The following is a 14,702-nucleotide window of genomic DNA, read 5'->3' as shown; positions in this document are numbered from 1 at the left end:
TTTACAGGATGATGTCCCTGATGGCTCCGATGATCAGGGGATTTTCTGCCGCCGTACCTACGGTGATCCGCAGGCCCCCGGGCAGCCGGGGATTCTGGGAATAGTTCCGTACCAGCACTTTCCGAACCAGCAGTTCCTTGAACAGGTATCCGCCGGCCGCCATGGCCTTCTCTCCACTGGGCAGATCCGCTGCCCCGGCTTTTTCTGCCAGTCGGTCCAATGCCTTCCCCGCCGGCAGGGCCAGCAGGAAGTTGGTGGCGCTGGGCAGGACCCGGAAGCCCAGGGCTTCCAGATGCTCCCGCAGGTATTTCCGGCCACTGACCACCGCTTCCACCCGTTCCCGGAGGACTTCCGGCTTGCTGAACAGCAGTTCTGCTGCCAGGATGGAGACCCCGTTCACCGTATAGGGCAGCAGCACCTTTTTCAGGACCTGCATCACGGCTGTGCTGCCCACTCCATAACCGATCCGGAGATTAGCCAGGCCGTAAGCTTTGGAGAAGGTCTTCAGCACCAGCAGGTTGTCCACTTCATGGACCAGGTCCAGGGTGGACAGTTCTTCCACCTTTCCCTCTTCCACGGCAAAATCCAGATAGGCTTCGTCCATGATCACCGGGCAGTCTACATTCCGGATGATTTTTTCCATAGCGGCTCTGGGATTGAAATTCCCCGTGGGATTGTTGGGGTTGCAGATGATCAAGAGGGCCGGTTTTTCTTCTTCACAGAAGGCGATGACCCCCTCTGGATCCACGAACCCGTCCGCCGTCAGTGGGAACAGCACCGGTTCGCTGTCCGCCAGGATGGCGTAGGTCTGATACATGGAAAAGGACGGCGTGGCAGAAGCGATTTTCCGGCCTGCCCCCCCGAAGGCATAGCAGGCTTTTTCCAGCAGCTCGCTGGATCCGTTCCCGATGGCCACCTGGGACGGGTCGAACCCCAGCTTGTCCGCAATGGCCTGGCACAGGTCCTCCCCGTGCATGGAGGGATACCGGTTGAAGGCATGTTCCGCCAGGCGGGTCCCCAGTTCCAGCCGGATTTCCGGGGTCATATCCCAGTTGGTTTCATTGGCATTGACGATAATATCTGCATCAGGTACGGTCTCCACCTGATAGTCTTCGATCCGGGAGAGACTTTCCCGGGCAAGGATGTTACTCATAACAACGTCCCCCTCATTGGCTAGGATGATAAACTCTGATCCGCAAGGACTGCCATCTGGGTTGAAAAGGAACCGCAGCCACGGTTCCTCTCCCACCGCCAGTGACTAGTGACAAGTGACCAGTGACAATTTTTACAGCTGTTTCTCCTTCCGGATCCGGATGGCATTGGCGTGTGCCTGGAGCCCTTCCGCTTCGGCCATGGCGATGATGTCGTCCGCTGCTTCCGCCAGGGCTTCTTTGGTATAGGAGATGATGCTGGTCTTCTTCATGAAGGTCTCCACATTCAGTACGGAATAGAACCGGGCCGTGCCACCGGTGGGCAGGATGTGGTTGGGCCCGGCGTAATAGTCCCCCAGAGGTTCCGGAGAATAGGCTCCCAGGAAGATGGCGCCGGCGTTGCGGATCTTGGGCACCAGGGCAAAAGGCTCTTTGGTGTTGATCTCCATGTGTTCCGGAGCAGAGATGTTGGCCATTTCTACCACCGTATCCATATCCTTGGCCAGGATGATCTTCCCCTGTACCGCCAGGGACTGGGCAGCGATTTCCTTCCGGGGCAGCTTCTGGAGCTGGACTTCCACTTCGTCCGCCACTTTCCCTGCCAGTTCTTCATCGTCGGTGATCAGGATGGCGCAGGCCAGAGGATCGTGTTCCGCCTGGCTCAGCAGGTCTGCCGCCAGGTACTGATAATCTGCGGTTTTATCCGCTACGATGAGGATCTCGCTGGGGCCGGCCAGCATATCGATATCCACATGTCCGTAGACCGCCTTCTTGGCCAGGGTCACGAAAATGTTCCCTGGGCCGGTGATCTTTTCCACTTTGGGGATGGTTTCCGTCCCGAATGCCAGGGCAGCCACGGCTTGGGCCCCGCCCATCTTATAGATTTCCGTTATGCCGATTTCTTTGGCCGTAGCCAGCACATAGGGGTTCATCTTCCCATCCCGGCCGGCAGGAGCTGCCATGGCGATCCGGGGCACTCCCGCTACTTTGGCAGGCACTGCATTCATGATCACGCTGGAAGGATAAGCTGCGGTGCCGCCGGGGACGTAGATCCCCACGCTGTCCACCGGGGTCATCTTCTGGCCCAGGAAGGACCCATAAGCCCGGGGAGTGAGCCAGGTCTTGGGCAGCTGTTCCTCATGGAACTTCCGCACATTGGCGATGGCCCGGCGGATAGCGCCCATGGTCTTTTCATCCACGGCCTTTTCCGCTTCCGCAAATTCCTCTTCCGTCACCCGGATGGTGGCGGGAGTCAGATCCGCTCCATCCAGCTTCTTGGTATATTCGAAGAGGGCTTCATCCCCTTTGGCACGGATATCATTGACGATGATGTCTACTTCTTCCGCTGCGGTGAGAGGCCGGCCGAACATTTTTTCTACGGCTGCCGCCACTTTCGGGGACAGTTTTACTTCATCAAAGGATTTCTTTTCCAAAAGACGGCTGATTTCTTCTGCCGTGCTCTTTCTTTCATCATAGACTTTCATTCTGGTTTTTCCTCCTTCAGGACCACTTTCAGATCTTCTACCAGCTTCCGGATCCGGTCGTACTGCATCTTGAAGCTGACTTTATTGGCAATGAGACGGGCGGTGGACGGGAACACCGTAGCTACTTCCTTCAGATGGTTTTCCCGCAAGGTCCGGCCTGTCTGGACGATATCCACGATCATTTCGCTGAGCCCTACGATGGGCCCCAGTTCGATAGAACCATTCAGTTTAATGATTTCCATCTGCATCCCTAGCTTGTCGAAGAAATCCGCCGCGCATTTGGGATATTTGGTGGCCACCCGCATATGGGCGTAATCGGTGATCTCAGGCAGTACTTTGGCTTCCGGCACCGCCATCATCAGATGGCAGCCGCCATAGCCCATATCCAGCAGTTCGTAGATGTCCTTCCGCTCTTCATTGAGCACATCCTTGCCGATGATGCCGATATCCGCCGCTCCGTATTCCACATAGGTGGGCAGGTCCACCGTCTTCACGATGATGAACTTCACCTTGGTCTCTTCATTGGTGATGACCAGCTTCCGGGAATCTTCCACCACGTTTTCCGCCGCATAACCGACCTTGGCAAGGAGTTCCACAGATTTTGCAAAAAGTTTTCCCTTAGGCAGGGCAATTGTCAAATAATCCATTCCGTTTTCTCTCCTATCCTACATATGCTACGGCTTCACACCGGTTGGCCGCACAGGCTTTGGCTGCTTCTTCCGGGGTCAGGGCATTGGTGGCCACTTTCACGTTCTTGCCGCCCTTGCGCAGCTCGATGGCCTTCTGGATGGCTTTGTCCTGGCAGCCAGGAGCCCAAGCAACGTAGATATCCCATTTAGATTCCCGGTTGAACCGGCCGTCCCGGCGCAGGGACAGGATGATCCGGTCGATGCCCATGGCAAACCCCGTAGCCGGTTCCGGATCTCCGAAGGCTTCCATCATATGGTCGTACCGGCCGCCACCGCAGATATTGAACCCGATCTGGGGGGCATAGGCTTCGAACACCATGCCGGTGTAATAATCGAAGTTCCGGATCAAGGACAAGTCGAAGGACAGGTACTGGTCCACCCCGTAGGATTCTGCCAGTTTATAGATGGCTTTCAGGTTCTTCAGGGCATCCAGGCTCTTAGGATTCTTCACCCGGGTTTCCAAGGTATCCAGCAGGTCCCGGCCGCCTTGGAGATAGAGCAGATCCCGGAACAGGTCCTTCAGTTCCTTGGGGATGAACCGATCGGCTGCCTCTTCCAGGCCTACTGCATTGTGGCTCAGGATCATGGTCTTGACGAAGTCCGCCTGCTTGTCCGTCAGCTTGGCTTCTTCCATGAGCCCCGCCAGGAAAGCGCTGTGACCGATGCTGATGAGGAAATCCTGGAGTCCGGCGGCCTGCAGGCTGCTGACGGCCAGGGCCAGGACTTCTGCATCCGCCATGGGAGCTTCGGCTCCGATCATCTCGATCCCCGCCTGGGAGAATTCGCACTGGCGGCCGGCCTGGGTCTGTTCGTGACGGAACACATTGGCGATGTAGAACAGCCGCTTCACACCCCTATCGTTCTTCAGCCGGGTGGCCACCATCCGGGCCAGAGGGGTGGTCATTTCGCTCCGGAGCATCACCGTCCGGTTGTTCCGGTCCATGAACCGCATGCTTTCATCGCTGATGCCGGCCCCGCTCAGGGCAAAGGTGTCGGCGTATTCAATGGTCGGGGTGATGGCTTCATCATACCCCCAAGAAAGGAAATTCCCGGCGATCCGGTCTTCCAGTTCCCGTTTCATCCGGGCATCCCCCGGCAGGATATCTTTGGTCCCGTAAGGGATCCGCAGTACAGTACTGTTGCTCATTTCTCGTTAGCTCCTTCAGTCAAGATGGGGATCAGGGTGCGATACCCTCCCGCTCCATAGTTCAGACAACGATTGACCCGGGATACGGTGGTGCTGCTGGCGCCCGTATCCTTGACAATCTTGGCATAGTTTTCGCCGCGATGAAGACGCACCGCCACTTCCAGCCGCTGGCTCAGTGCCTTCAGCTCATTGGGGGTGCAGATATCTTCCAGGAAGGCCAGGCTGCCGTCCACATCCTGCAGCAGGGTAAAGGCTTTGGCCAACTGTTTCAGTTCCCGTTCATTCAATCCGGCTACCATGATCGTAACCCCTTTCTCTTCCAGATTCCTTACTGTTCCGGTCGCTTCCGGAATATTTGCTTTACTGATTTATTACTTTACTACGATGACGCGATAAATGCAAGTAGTTTTTGGGAATTTGTGAAAATTTTTTGAGGGATGGGATAAAGTGGTTAAGTGGATAGGTAGTTGAGTGTTTCTTCCTTCAATCCCCATTGACAAACTGTACTTTATACGGTATCATTTAATTCGCATTGATTTCATCGAGAGTAACGGAGGGACTGGCCCAATGAAGTTACGGCAACCATCAGCGGCTCAGCCGGCTGAACGGTGCTAAGTCCACCAGGCAGTGCCTGAAAGATGAAGATGAGTAAGCCTAACTGATTCCTCTTCACATCAGATGAAGAGGTTTTTTTATTTCTACGGAGGTGAACCCCCATGATAGAACTGCAGCATATCGAAAAGATCTATCATACAGCTTCAGGGGATCTGCATGCCCTGAAGGATATCAATCTGACCATCGATGAAGGCGAGATCTTCGGGATCATCGGCCTATCCGGGGCCGGCAAGAGCACCCTGGTCCGGTGCATCAACATGCTGGAAAAGCCCACCAGCGGCAAAGTAATCGTGGACGGCCAGGAGATGACCGCACTGGGCGAGGAACAGCTGCGGAAGGCCCGGCAGAACATCGGCATGATCTTCCAGCATTTCAATCTGCTCTCCAGCCGCACGGTCTACGGCAACATCGCTTTCCCCCTGGAAATCCAGGGCATGGACAAAGCTGCCATCCAAAAGAAGGTGGCTCCCCTGCTGGACCTGGTGGGACTCAGCGACCGTGCCGACCACTACCCCAGCCAGCTTTCCGGCGGGCAGAAACAGCGGGTAGGCATCGCCCGGGCCCTGGCCAGCGACCCCAAGGTGCTCCTGTGCGATGAAGCCACTTCTGCCCTGGATCCCCAGACCACGGAAAGCATCCTCTCCCTGCTCCGGGACATCAACAAACGGCTCCACATCACCATCGTCATGATCACCCACCAGATGAACGTGGTGAAAGAGATCTGCGACCGAGTGGCCGTCATCGAAAACGGGGAGATCATCGAACAGGGCTCCATGGTGGATATCTTCACCAATCCCCAGAAAGCCACTACCAAAGAATTCGTAGCCAGCATCCAGCACAATGACCTGCCGGATTTCGTCAAGAAGCTGGACATCCACAAGGAATACCGTCCCGGAGACAAGGCCCTGGTGAGCCTGAGCTTCATCGGGGACAGCGCCGGGGAGCCCATCGTCTCCGTGCTGATCAAAGAATACGATACCAACGTGAACATCCTCACGGCCAATATCGAAACCCTGCAGGATACCCCCTTCGGGACCCTGCTCATTGAAGTAGAAGGCGACGAGGACCACCTGAAAAAGGCCCTGGATTACCTCCATGAAAGACAAGTGAAAGATGAGGTGATCGGTTATGTCTCCTAATATGATCCATCTGCTGGTCAAGGCCCTGGGGGAAACCCTCTATATGGTGGCCCTGTCTGCTGCCATTGCATCCCTGTTCGGCATCCCCCTGGGGGTGATCCTGACCATTACCGGAAAAGGCCACATCAAAGAGAATGCTGCTCTCCACAAGACCCTGGGCTCCATCGTCAACGCTCTCCGTTCCGTGCCCTTCATCATCCTCATGGTGGCCATCATCCCCCTGACCCGGCTGATCGTGGGTTCTTCCATCGGGACCACCGCTGCCATCGTCCCGTTGACCATTTCCTGCACCCCGTTCATTTCCCGGATCATCGAATCGTCCCTCCTGGAAGTGGATCCGGGGGTCATCGAGGCAGCCCAGAGCATGGGGGCCAGTCCCATGCAGATCATCTGGAAAGTACTGCTGCCGGAAGCCATGCATTCCATCGTGCTGGGCATCACCTTGGCGGTGATCAGCCTGATCGGTTCCAGTGCCATGGCCGGCGCCCTGGGTGGCGGTGGCCTGGGAGACTTGGCCATCCGGTACGGCTATCAGCGGTTCCAGGCAGATACCATGGTGGCCACGGTGATCGTGCTGATTGTCCTGGTCCAAGTGGTCCAGACCATCGGGAACCGGATCTCGGCTAAATTGAATAAGACGAAAATCAAATAGGATAGGGGCTGTTGCACAGAACGTACAACGGCCCCTTCCTTTCGTGTATAATAGTTTTGCAGGATTCCTAAACTGCCCTGCCCTCTGCTTAATAATCTTTAATCATGGATCTTTTTTTAATTCTTTGACTTTTTTAGATTCCCGCCTGGTCACCATAGACGAAGGCCTGCTGCATGAAGGTCCTTTGCTGTTCCATTTCTCGATACTCCAGGAACTGGTCGACTGCACCGGCGAGCATCCACCAGTTCCGGCTCTCCTGCCAGCTGCTGCTCTGTCGAGGATCCCGTTGGGGATCATACACTCTCAAGCTGGCAATCATCCCTGCCAGCGAAACTCCTGCCTTCAAAGGATCCTTCCAATAGGAAGCCAGCTGTTGGCCTAACTGCTGTTCATTTCCCCCAAAAGGAGACCGGAGCAGTGCGGAATCAGGATCCAGCCGCTGAAGATAAGCAGCAGGCAGCAGCGGATACCTGAATTTGCGGAAAAAGGCAGTACCTATCCTCTCCGCAAAGGGGTCTTCATCTGGATTGCCCTTGTACAAAGGTTCAGCCAGGTAGAGGCTATCGAGGTAAAAGGGATCGATACCGCCCTTCTCATTTCCTGCAACCTGGGCATACCGGCTGCTGATAATGACAATGTCGTACGGCCGATCCGGATAGTCGATTTGCATGTCGGCATCCATCCCATTGGGCAATGCCATATGATACTCTCCGTCCATAAAAGAATGCTTCCCCCTGGATACACTAAGAGGATGATCCTCGGGGATTTCCCTATCCACTTCCGGATCCCTCTGATACTCTGCCAGATACCAGGCAATCCCATACCCCTTCAGGCCTCGGCTGTAAGACGGACGCTCCCGGTACCGAAAAAGACGGATCGGGTGCTGGGTGCCATTGAAGAGCCTCATGTAGTTTAGAAGATCTTTGTCCATATTGAATCAACTCCTTTGTTATCGCTGTCTCCACTATACACGGCCGGATCCTTCCAGACAAAGGTAAAATTGTTATTTTTCTTATTTTTTCTGAGGTGAACATCGTGACTATGAAACAGACAAGGAAAGACGTTATCGACTCTACTGATCCAGATAAGGACATTATGACCCTCCCATCTGCAGTCAACGAATGCTGGCTGCCTCTGGAAGATTTGATGAAAAAATTCTGTGGCCCGGCTGTCCATCCCTGGCTGTACACCGGTTTCATGGAATATCCAACATATGAGAATCTTGGCAAACTGCGGAAGGCTCGAGAAAAATATCTGCAGGATCTTTGTCCCGAAGACAAGCTGGAAGGACAGGACCCTCCTGAAAATCCTTTGGATATTTACCAAGATCCGAACGTGAAGGGATTCTTTAGGAGACATTTTATCAATAACAACAATAGCGAAAGCAATACCTTAGCGAAATTCCTGTCCCCCTACCAGGACAGTTTCCGAAAAAAGATTCCCACAGAAAAACACAAGGATTTATATGATGCCAACCGGCTGGCCCAGCTGTATGTGGGATATTTTTACAAGATAAAGGCCGGTGAAATATCCACCAACCACAAAGAAGCGTCCCTTCGGTGGCATCAGGAGGACTGGTCCTTCCTGGGCAAAAAGAAATATGATTATCTCCAAATCATCCTCCAGCAGCTCTACACCCCGGAAAAAGCCCAGGAGCTCCTGGAGTTCCCCAGCCGGGAAGCCCTGGATGCCTGGATTGTAAAGGGCTTCTTTGAGGGCGGCCTTTCCTTGGTCCCTGCTGCCCCCAACGATCCCCGGCACCCCGGCTTTTATCTGTGGGAAGAAGACCTGCTGGCAGACGTGTCACACTGGGAAAATATAAGCCCTGAACTCCGTAGCCGCTGGTACAATCTCCTGCATCGGAAGCTGTATAAAGCCATCAAATACGGATATTGGCCACTGACGAAAGCCATCCTGGATTATAAAAACACCCCATCGCCAGATACGTTGATCATCTATGATCCTGCAGAGATTCTCCACGATCGATTAAAAATGATCATGGGAAAAGAGGGAAAGGAAAAGCTGTATTCTTCTCGGCTTTATGGTCTCCAGGACCGGAAGGAGCTCGCAGCCGCCTATTATCTCCTTGCCCATCGTGCCGAAAGGATCAAACATGAGATAAATGACATCCGAGAGAAAGAAAAAATAAACCTGAATGCAGATGTCCGTTACAAGGAATGTGTTTCTCAGCTGCTCAGTCCGGCTATCGACTTGATGGCGGAATTAGAGAAATATGGCTTGGATGCTAATGACTATAGAGAATTTTGGGAGAATCAATGGATCGATCCTGCTGATGCCAGGGATCCCTTTCTGGCCGCACTGGAACAGGCACAGTCTCTGACCGAAAAGATGCAAAGAATCATCCGGCTGAAATTGGACCTCAACCGGATGATCCGCGAACCCGAAAACAGATATGAAATTTACGCAGTGTTGGGGGGAATCAGCTACAGCTTCCGCCCCAAATCGATATCTGATGAAGGAAGCAAGTATGGAATTGGACCACGGACGGTGGAGCTCAGCTTCTTGCCCAGTATCGTTCCCAGAGAATTTGTCTTTCTGGGTCCAGTCCGTATCCCCTTCTGTGCTGATACAGAGGACCTGGGAAATGCAGAAACTGCTCCCAAAATTATTGCACAGCCAGGGGAAACTCAGCCTCTTGCCCAGGTTCCATCCCAGACGATGCTCCGGTAGCTTTCCCGATCCGTAGCGCCTTCGGTGCTGATGCACAGGACCCGGGAATCTTTGTCCAGGCCCAGCTCCTCTCTCAGGAGTTTCTGCTCTTTGTTCCGGTACAGTTCACAGACAAAGCCGCTGGTCGCCGCTCCGCTTTCTCCGGAAATCACCCTGGGGTCCCCGAGGACCGGTGCGCCCAGGATCCGCATGCCTTGGGCCGCCACCCAATCAGGAACAGAAGCGAAATGCTCGGCATGAGCTGCCAGTTCCCCCCAGCCCAAGGTACAGGGTTCCCCGCAGGCCAATCCGGCCATAATGGTGTCCAATGCCCCAGTCACAGTGTGGAGCTTCCCATCCCCGGCAGCAGCAGTACGGAAGATGCAGTCCGCCCGATTGGGTTCCACGATGGTGATCACGGGCTTCTGGCTGCCGTAATAAGCAGCGAAGAAACCGGTGAGGGCCCCACTCATGGCCCCCACTCCCGCCTGGAGGAAAATGTGTGTGGGTGGCTGGGATAGAGCCTCTGCCGCTTCCAGGGCCAGGGTGGTGTACCCTTCCATGATCCACCCGGGAATGGTTTCGTATCCTTCCCAAGCCGTATCCTGGACCAATACTCCGCCATTTTCTTCCGCTACCTGGGCAGCATGGCGCACCGTATCATCATAATTGAATTCCGTGATACAGGCATCGCTGCCCAGGGCCCGGATATTTTCCAGTCTTTCCTGGGAACTTCCTTTGGGCATGAATACCCGGCTCTTCACTCCCAGGCAGTGGGCGGTCCAAGCAATGCCTCGGCCGTGGTTCCCGTCAGTGGCCGTCACAAAACACAGGTCTTTGATCTTGGCATGGACTGCAGGATCTTGGAGCCGGGCAAAGGTCAATTCTGTTATGGGGATCCCCAGTTTCTCTCCCAGTACTTGGGCCACGCAGAAACTGCCTCCCAGTCCCTTGAAGGCATTGAGGCCGAACCGGAAGCTTTCATCTTTCACATAGAACGCCTCCAGCCCCAAGTGTTTTGCCAATCCCTTCAAATCCACCAGGGGCGTGGGCGCATATCCTGGGATGGTCCGATGGAAGTTCCGGGCCGTTTCTGCTGCCTGTCGGGTAAAAAGCCCGTCCCATTGACATTTCCCGCTGGGTTTCCGGGTCACGATCTTGATTTCGTTCTCCATCGTCATGCTCCCTTCTTATGCTGACAGCCGGAGTCTTACCAGCTCGGCCCAAAATTCTGCTCCCGTTGCCAATACATCATCATTGAAGTCATAGATATTCTGATGAAGAGAGACATTGCCGCTTTTCTCTTTTCCGGTTCCCAGAAGCAGGAAACAGCCAGGCACATGTTTCAGGAAAGCGGCAAAGTCTTCCGACGCCATCCATGGCTCACAGTCTCCAAAAGTACGGTTTTCTCCCACCACCGCCTGGGCAGCCCGCACCGCATATTGGACGCATCCGGCGTCATTGACCGTGGGGAAAAACTCATGGGTGTAGGCAAAGCTGCACTGGGCGTGGTTCATCCGACAGATTCCCTCCACAATATCCCGCATCCGATTTTCCACCAGCTGCTGGTCTTCCGGCGTGGTAGTCCGGGCATCTCCCCGTACCGTCACGGTGGTGGGGATGGCATTGTGAGCCCCATCTGTCTCGATTTCCGTGCAGGAGACCACCACTGGACGCATGGGTGGCGCATTCCGGCTGACGATGGTCTGAAGTGCCAGATAAATTTCTGCAAAAGAGGCCAGTGGGTCATTTCCTTCGTGGGGAGAAGAAGCATGGCCCCCTTTTCCAGTGATGGTGAAGGAAAAATCATCTTCGCTGGCAGCCATGCCCCCCACCCGGGTGGAAAGGGTCCCGGCCGGCAGAAAAGGCGCATTGTGGAGGCCATAGATTTCATCCATGGGGAACCGTTCGAACAGCCCGTCATCGATCATGGCCTGGGCACCCCGGCCCGGTTCTTCTGCCGGCTGAAAGATAAAGCGTACCGTGCCATTGAAATTTTTCCGATCCGCCAGCAGTTTGGCCGCTCCCAACAGCATCACCGTATGGCCGTCATGACCGCAGCCATGCATTTTCCCCGGACACAGGGAAATATGGTCATGGCGGCTCCGTTCTGTGATATCCAGAGCATCCATATCCGCCCGGATGCCGATACAGCCTCCGCCATTCCCGCACCGAAGAGTGCCTACCACTCCGGTCCTGCCGATGCCTTCTTCGACCTGGATCCCCCAGGCCCGCATCTGTTCTGCAGCCAGCTGGGGAGCCGTTTTCTCCTCAAAGGCTGTTTCCGGATGCTGATGGAGATAATGACGCCAAGCCGTCAGCTGTTCTTTGAAATCCATTTCAATCCCATCCTTTCTTTGTCAGTCAAGATCTTCTTCATCCACTTGATGGGTAAAATCCCACACCGGCCGAGCGCCAGCTTCTTTTTTGGCACTCCATTGTCCGGCATAGTCTTTCAGTGCCAAGACCACATATCTGGAAAGTCTCAGCAATGCAATCACATTGAAGAATACCATGAAGGCGCTAGCAAAATCCACCAGATCCCACACCATAGGAACTGGAGCCACCGCACCAGCAATGATGAGGGCGCAGCACAGCACCCGATAGATTGTGACAGCTTGGGGCTTCTTCACTAGGATCATCAAATTCACTTCTCCATAATAAATATCTGCCAGCAGAGTGGTGAAACCGAACAAGAACATAGCTAGGAACACAACCCACCGGCCTATGCTTCCCAGATTGCTTTCAAAGGCCAGCTGGGTCAGCGCAATTCCCGTTTCCCCCGTACCCAGCTGATTGGAAAGCAGGATACAGAAAGCTGTACAGCTGCAGATGATGATGGTGGTAATGAAAGTCCCCAACATGGCGGCAAAGCCTTGGTTCACCGGATGGGGCACTACAGCTGTAGCATGCATGGTAGATGCTGTACCGTTGCCTGCATCATTGGAAAATAATCCCCGGGCCACTCCGTACCGAAAAGCCTGCTGCACTGAATAGCCAGCCACACCTCCTGCAACTGCCTGGCCGGAAAAGGCCCCTGTAAAAATCTGCCGGAGCATTTCCGGAAGCATGGAAGCATGGACCACCATCACCCAGATGGCCATAAGCAGGTATCCCAGAGCCATAAAGGGCACGATGTAGGATGCCACTTCTGACAGCCGCTTGATGCCTCCGAAGATGACCAAGGCTACTAGGATCAGCAGCAGAATGCCGGCTGCCAGAGGAGAGACCGGTGCCACCCCTGTGAGAGCTACAGAAATGGAATTGCTCTGGATCATGCAGTAGAAGAACCCAATGCCCACCAAGATGCTGATAGAATACAGGATGGACAATGCCTTGCTGTGAAGCCCTTTTTCCATATAATAAGCCGGTCCGCCCCGATAGGTCCCATCTGGATTCTTTACCCGGAACAGCTGGGCCAGCACCGCTTCCGCAAAGCTGATGGGCATTCCCAGCACGGCCGTAACCCACATCCAGAAGACAGCTCCCGGACCGCCGGAAGCCAGGGCTGTGGCCACACCCACCAGGGATCCAGTCCCTACCTGTCCTCCCACAGCGGCACACAGAGCTCCGAATCCCGACACACTTCCCTCGGCCTTTTCATTGCCTTTCATGCTGCAGGCCAGATTGCCAAACAGCCGGGTGAAGTAGCGGAATTGGGGAAAATGCAGCCGCAGCGTGAAAAACACCCCTGTCAGGAGCAGGATGCCCGCTACCAGCCAGCCCCAAAATACATTGTTCATTGTGCGAATGATTTCCATAAAGTATTCTCCCCTTTCTTATGCCCCGATCATTTCCCGCACCACATCCAAGAACACATTAGCCCCGTTGATGCAGGCCTGGTCCGGGGTGTATTCGGCCGGATTGTGGCTGATGCCTTTGACGCTGGGTACAAAGATCATGGCGGTGGGACAGATCCGAGCCATCATCTGGGCGTCCTGACCGGCTCCTGACACCATCCGGCAGCATTTCAAATTCCGGGCAGCAGTGGCTTTTTCCACTTTCTGACAAATTCCTTCATCAAAGGGCACTGGATCGAAACAGGTCATCCGTTTGGCGGTGATTTCCACGCCCTCTTCCTGGGCCAGCTGTTCCAGATAGGCAGCCAGGATCTCTTCATCTCCATCCAATCTGGCCTTGTCCGGATTCCGCAGGTCGATGGTGAATTTCGCCTCACTGGGGATCACGTTCACTGCATTGGGCTGGTAGGCCATGGTGCCGATGGTGCACACCCCGCCGGATTTTTCCACCATTTGCCGACAGAACACATTGACTTTGGCCGCAACCAGGCCCGCATCGTGGCGGAGCCGTGTGGGCGTAGTCCCTGCATGGTTGGCTGCTCCTTTGATGGTCACTTGCTGCCAGTGGATGCCTTGGAGATTTTCTACAGCTCCGATATCGTACCCTTCCACATCCATGATGGGGCCCTGTTCGATGTGGAGTTCCAGAAAGGCAAAGGGCTTCAGGAACCCGGGTTCCACGGTGCCCCCATATCCGATCCGCTTCAGTTCTTCCCCCAGGATGGTCCCATCCGTGCCTACAGAAGCCAGGGCTTCTTCGCAGGAAAGTCCCCCTGCGTACACCAGGCTGCCCATCATATCGGGCGAGTACCGGACCCCTTCTTCGTTGGTGAACACTCCCACTACAAGAGGATGCTTGGGACGGACCCCTTGTTCCTGGAGGGTTTGGCACAGTTCGATGCCAGCCAGCACCCCCAGACAGCCGTCATACTGACCGGCATTGATTACCGTATCGATGTGGGACCCCACCATCATGGGAGTTTCTCCCTTGTTTTCCGGCATTTCCCAGATGCCGAAGATATTCCCGATCCGGTCCACCACTACCTGGAGACCGGCTTCCTCCATCCATGCTGCTACCTGATCCCGGCCCTGCCGATTGGTATCACTGGCCGCCAGCCGGATCCGCCTGCCATCCTCTCCAATGCCGATTTTTCCCAAAGTATTGATATGTTCCATCAGACGCTTTCCATTGATTTCCATACTTTATACCTCCTTGGACTCCCTTTCCTGATGGTTTCATTATAAGAAATCCCCGGAAGGGATTCTATGCGAATCCTGATGAAAAATATCACTAAATTGCGTTTTTTGAAAAATCTGTTATACTGGAACCAAATCCATCTTCTTCAGACGAAAGG

At 54.6% G+C, this 14,702-nt stretch carries 13 protein-coding genes and 1 riboswitch; of the genes, 3 read left to right on the top strand and 10 right to left on the bottom strand.

Annotated elements, in window-relative coordinates; translation table 11 throughout:
• Position 1: 1 nt before the first annotated feature.
• The 5 genes from ACTUHY_RS01610 to ACTUHY_RS01590 form a co-directional block, all read right to left on the bottom strand.
• The gene (locus tag ACTUHY_RS01610; protein WP_442826355.1) at positions 2-1,153 is read right to left on the bottom strand and encodes a pyridoxal phosphate-dependent aminotransferase; all 1,152 of its coding nucleotides are present in this window, start codon (positions 1,151-1,153) and stop codon (positions 2-4) included.
• A gap of 132 nt (positions 1,154-1,285) precedes the next feature.
• Entirely contained in the window at positions 1,286-2,635 is a 1,350-nt protein-coding gene (hisD, locus tag ACTUHY_RS01605; RefSeq protein WP_442826354.1) for a histidinol dehydrogenase, read from the bottom strand.
• A complete protein-coding gene (hisG, locus tag ACTUHY_RS01600; RefSeq protein WP_075580468.1) occupies positions 2,632-3,282 on the bottom strand; it encodes an ATP phosphoribosyltransferase in 651 nt (216 codons plus the stop codon). Before hisG ends, hisD begins: the two co-directional genes overlap by 4 nt.
• Before the next feature lie 13 nt (positions 3,283-3,295).
• A complete protein-coding gene (gene hisZ / locus ACTUHY_RS01595; RefSeq protein WP_442826353.1) occupies positions 3,296-4,471 on the bottom strand; it encodes an ATP phosphoribosyltransferase regulatory subunit in 1,176 nt (391 codons plus the stop codon).
• Positions 4,468-4,770, bottom strand: a complete 303-nt coding sequence (locus ACTUHY_RS01590) for a YerC/YecD family TrpR-related protein (RefSeq protein ID WP_075580470.1) — start codon at positions 4,768-4,770, stop codon at positions 4,468-4,470. The genes hisZ and ACTUHY_RS01590 overlap by 4 nt, the downstream gene beginning before the upstream one ends.
• 236 nt (positions 4,771-5,006) lie before the next feature.
• Positions 5,007-5,116, top strand: a riboswitch (SAM riboswitch).
• 71 nt (positions 5,117-5,187) lie between these two features.
• Between ACTUHY_RS01590 and ACTUHY_RS01585 the strand changes: the two genes are divergently transcribed.
• Both ACTUHY_RS01585 and ACTUHY_RS01580 read left to right on the top strand, forming a co-directional pair.
• Positions 5,188-6,225, top strand: a complete 1,038-nt coding sequence (locus tag ACTUHY_RS01585) for a methionine ABC transporter ATP-binding protein (protein WP_442826352.1) — start codon at positions 5,188-5,190, stop codon at positions 6,223-6,225.
• Positions 6,215-6,877 carry a methionine ABC transporter permease gene (locus tag ACTUHY_RS01580; protein WP_278674345.1) on the top strand — a complete coding sequence of 221 codons (663 nt, stop codon included), beginning with the start codon at positions 6,215-6,217 and terminating at the stop codon, positions 6,875-6,877. Before ACTUHY_RS01585 ends, ACTUHY_RS01580 begins: the two co-directional genes overlap by 11 nt.
• A 133-nt stretch (positions 6,878-7,010) precedes the next feature.
• Here ACTUHY_RS01580 and ACTUHY_RS01575 read toward each other — a convergent pair whose 3' ends face one another.
• Positions 7,011-7,808, bottom strand: a complete 798-nt coding sequence (locus ACTUHY_RS01575; RefSeq protein WP_442826351.1) for a hypothetical protein — start codon at positions 7,806-7,808, stop codon at positions 7,011-7,013.
• A 164-nt stretch (positions 7,809-7,972) separates the two neighbouring features.
• On the opposite strand from ACTUHY_RS01575, the gene ACTUHY_RS01570 reads away from it, so the two are divergent.
• A complete protein-coding gene (locus tag ACTUHY_RS01570; RefSeq protein WP_442826350.1) occupies positions 7,973-9,568 on the top strand; it encodes a hypothetical protein in 1,596 nt (531 codons plus the stop codon).
• On the opposite strand, the gene dpaL is transcribed toward ACTUHY_RS01570, so the two are convergent.
• The 4 genes from dpaL to ACTUHY_RS01550 are packed head-to-tail and all read right to left on the bottom strand — an operon-like array spanning position 9,526 to position 14,547.
• Positions 9,526-10,722, bottom strand: coding sequence for a diaminopropionate ammonia-lyase (gene dpaL, locus ACTUHY_RS01565; RefSeq protein WP_442826462.1), 1,197 nt, complete (start codon positions 10,720-10,722; stop codon positions 9,526-9,528). The two genes, ACTUHY_RS01570 and dpaL, sit on opposite strands and share 43 nt — an antisense overlap.
• Positions 10,723-10,737: 15 nt before the next feature.
• On the bottom strand, positions 10,738-11,886 hold the full coding sequence (locus ACTUHY_RS01560) for an amidohydrolase (protein ID WP_442826349.1): 1,149 nt from the start codon (positions 11,884-11,886) through the stop codon (positions 10,738-10,740).
• 21 nt (positions 11,887-11,907) lie between these two features.
• Positions 11,908-13,308, bottom strand: a complete 1,401-nt coding sequence (locus ACTUHY_RS01555) for an alanine/glycine:cation symporter family protein (protein ID WP_442826348.1) — start codon at positions 13,306-13,308, stop codon at positions 11,908-11,910.
• 18 nt (positions 13,309-13,326) lie between these two features.
• Entirely contained in the window at positions 13,327-14,547 is a 1,221-nt protein-coding gene (locus ACTUHY_RS01550; protein WP_442826347.1) for a Zn-dependent hydrolase, read from the bottom strand.
• Positions 14,548-14,702: the final 155 nt, after the last annotated feature.

It is taken from the genome of Acidaminococcus nyctereutis (genome assembly GCF_052216985.1).
In the GTDB taxonomy this organism is placed as follows: Bacteria; Bacillota; Negativicutes; order Acidaminococcales; family Acidaminococcaceae; genus Acidaminococcus; species Acidaminococcus fermentans_A.
The sequence above is the reverse complement of the archived record's forward strand: the minus strand, read 5'-3'. Positions and strand labels throughout refer to the sequence as shown.

Excerpts from the sequence above, each read along its gene's own strand:
- dpaL (WP_442826462.1), bottom strand. The coding sequence starts at position 10,722 with ATGGAGAACGAAATCAAGATCGTGACCCGGAAACCCAGCGGGAAATGT.
- ACTUHY_RS01590 (WP_075580470.1), bottom strand. The coding sequence starts at position 4,770 with ATGGTAGCCGGATTGAATGAACGGGAACTGAAACAGTTGGCCAAAGCC.
- hisD (WP_442826354.1), bottom strand. The coding sequence starts at position 2,635 with ATGAAAGTCTATGATGAAAGAAAGAGCACGGCAGAAGAAATCAGCCGT.
- ACTUHY_RS01610 (WP_442826355.1), bottom strand. The coding sequence starts at position 1,153 with ATGAGTAACATCCTTGCCCGGGAAAGTCTCTCCCGGATCGAAGACTAT.
- ACTUHY_RS01550 (WP_442826347.1), bottom strand. The coding sequence starts at position 14,547 with ATGGAAATCAATGGAAAGCGTCTGATGGAACATATCAATACTTTGGGA.
- ACTUHY_RS01560 (WP_442826349.1), bottom strand. The coding sequence starts at position 11,886 with ATGGATTTCAAAGAACAGCTGACGGCTTGGCGTCATTATCTCCATCAG.
- ACTUHY_RS01570 (WP_442826350.1), top strand. The coding sequence starts at position 7,973 with ATGACCCTCCCATCTGCAGTCAACGAATGCTGGCTGCCTCTGGAAGAT.
- hisG (WP_075580468.1), bottom strand. The coding sequence starts at position 3,282 with ATGGATTATTTGACAATTGCCCTGCCTAAGGGAAAACTTTTTGCAAAA.
- ACTUHY_RS01580 (WP_278674345.1), top strand. The coding sequence starts at position 6,215 with ATGTCTCCTAATATGATCCATCTGCTGGTCAAGGCCCTGGGGGAAACC.
- ACTUHY_RS01575 (WP_442826351.1), bottom strand. The coding sequence starts at position 7,808 with ATGGACAAAGATCTTCTAAACTACATGAGGCTCTTCAATGGCACCCAG.
- hisZ (WP_442826353.1), bottom strand. The coding sequence starts at position 4,471 with ATGAGCAACAGTACTGTACTGCGGATCCCTTACGGGACCAAAGATATC.
- ACTUHY_RS01555 (WP_442826348.1), bottom strand. The coding sequence starts at position 13,308 with ATGGAAATCATTCGCACAATGAACAATGTATTTTGGGGCTGGCTGGTA.
- ACTUHY_RS01585 (WP_442826352.1), top strand. The coding sequence starts at position 5,188 with ATGATAGAACTGCAGCATATCGAAAAGATCTATCATACAGCTTCAGGG.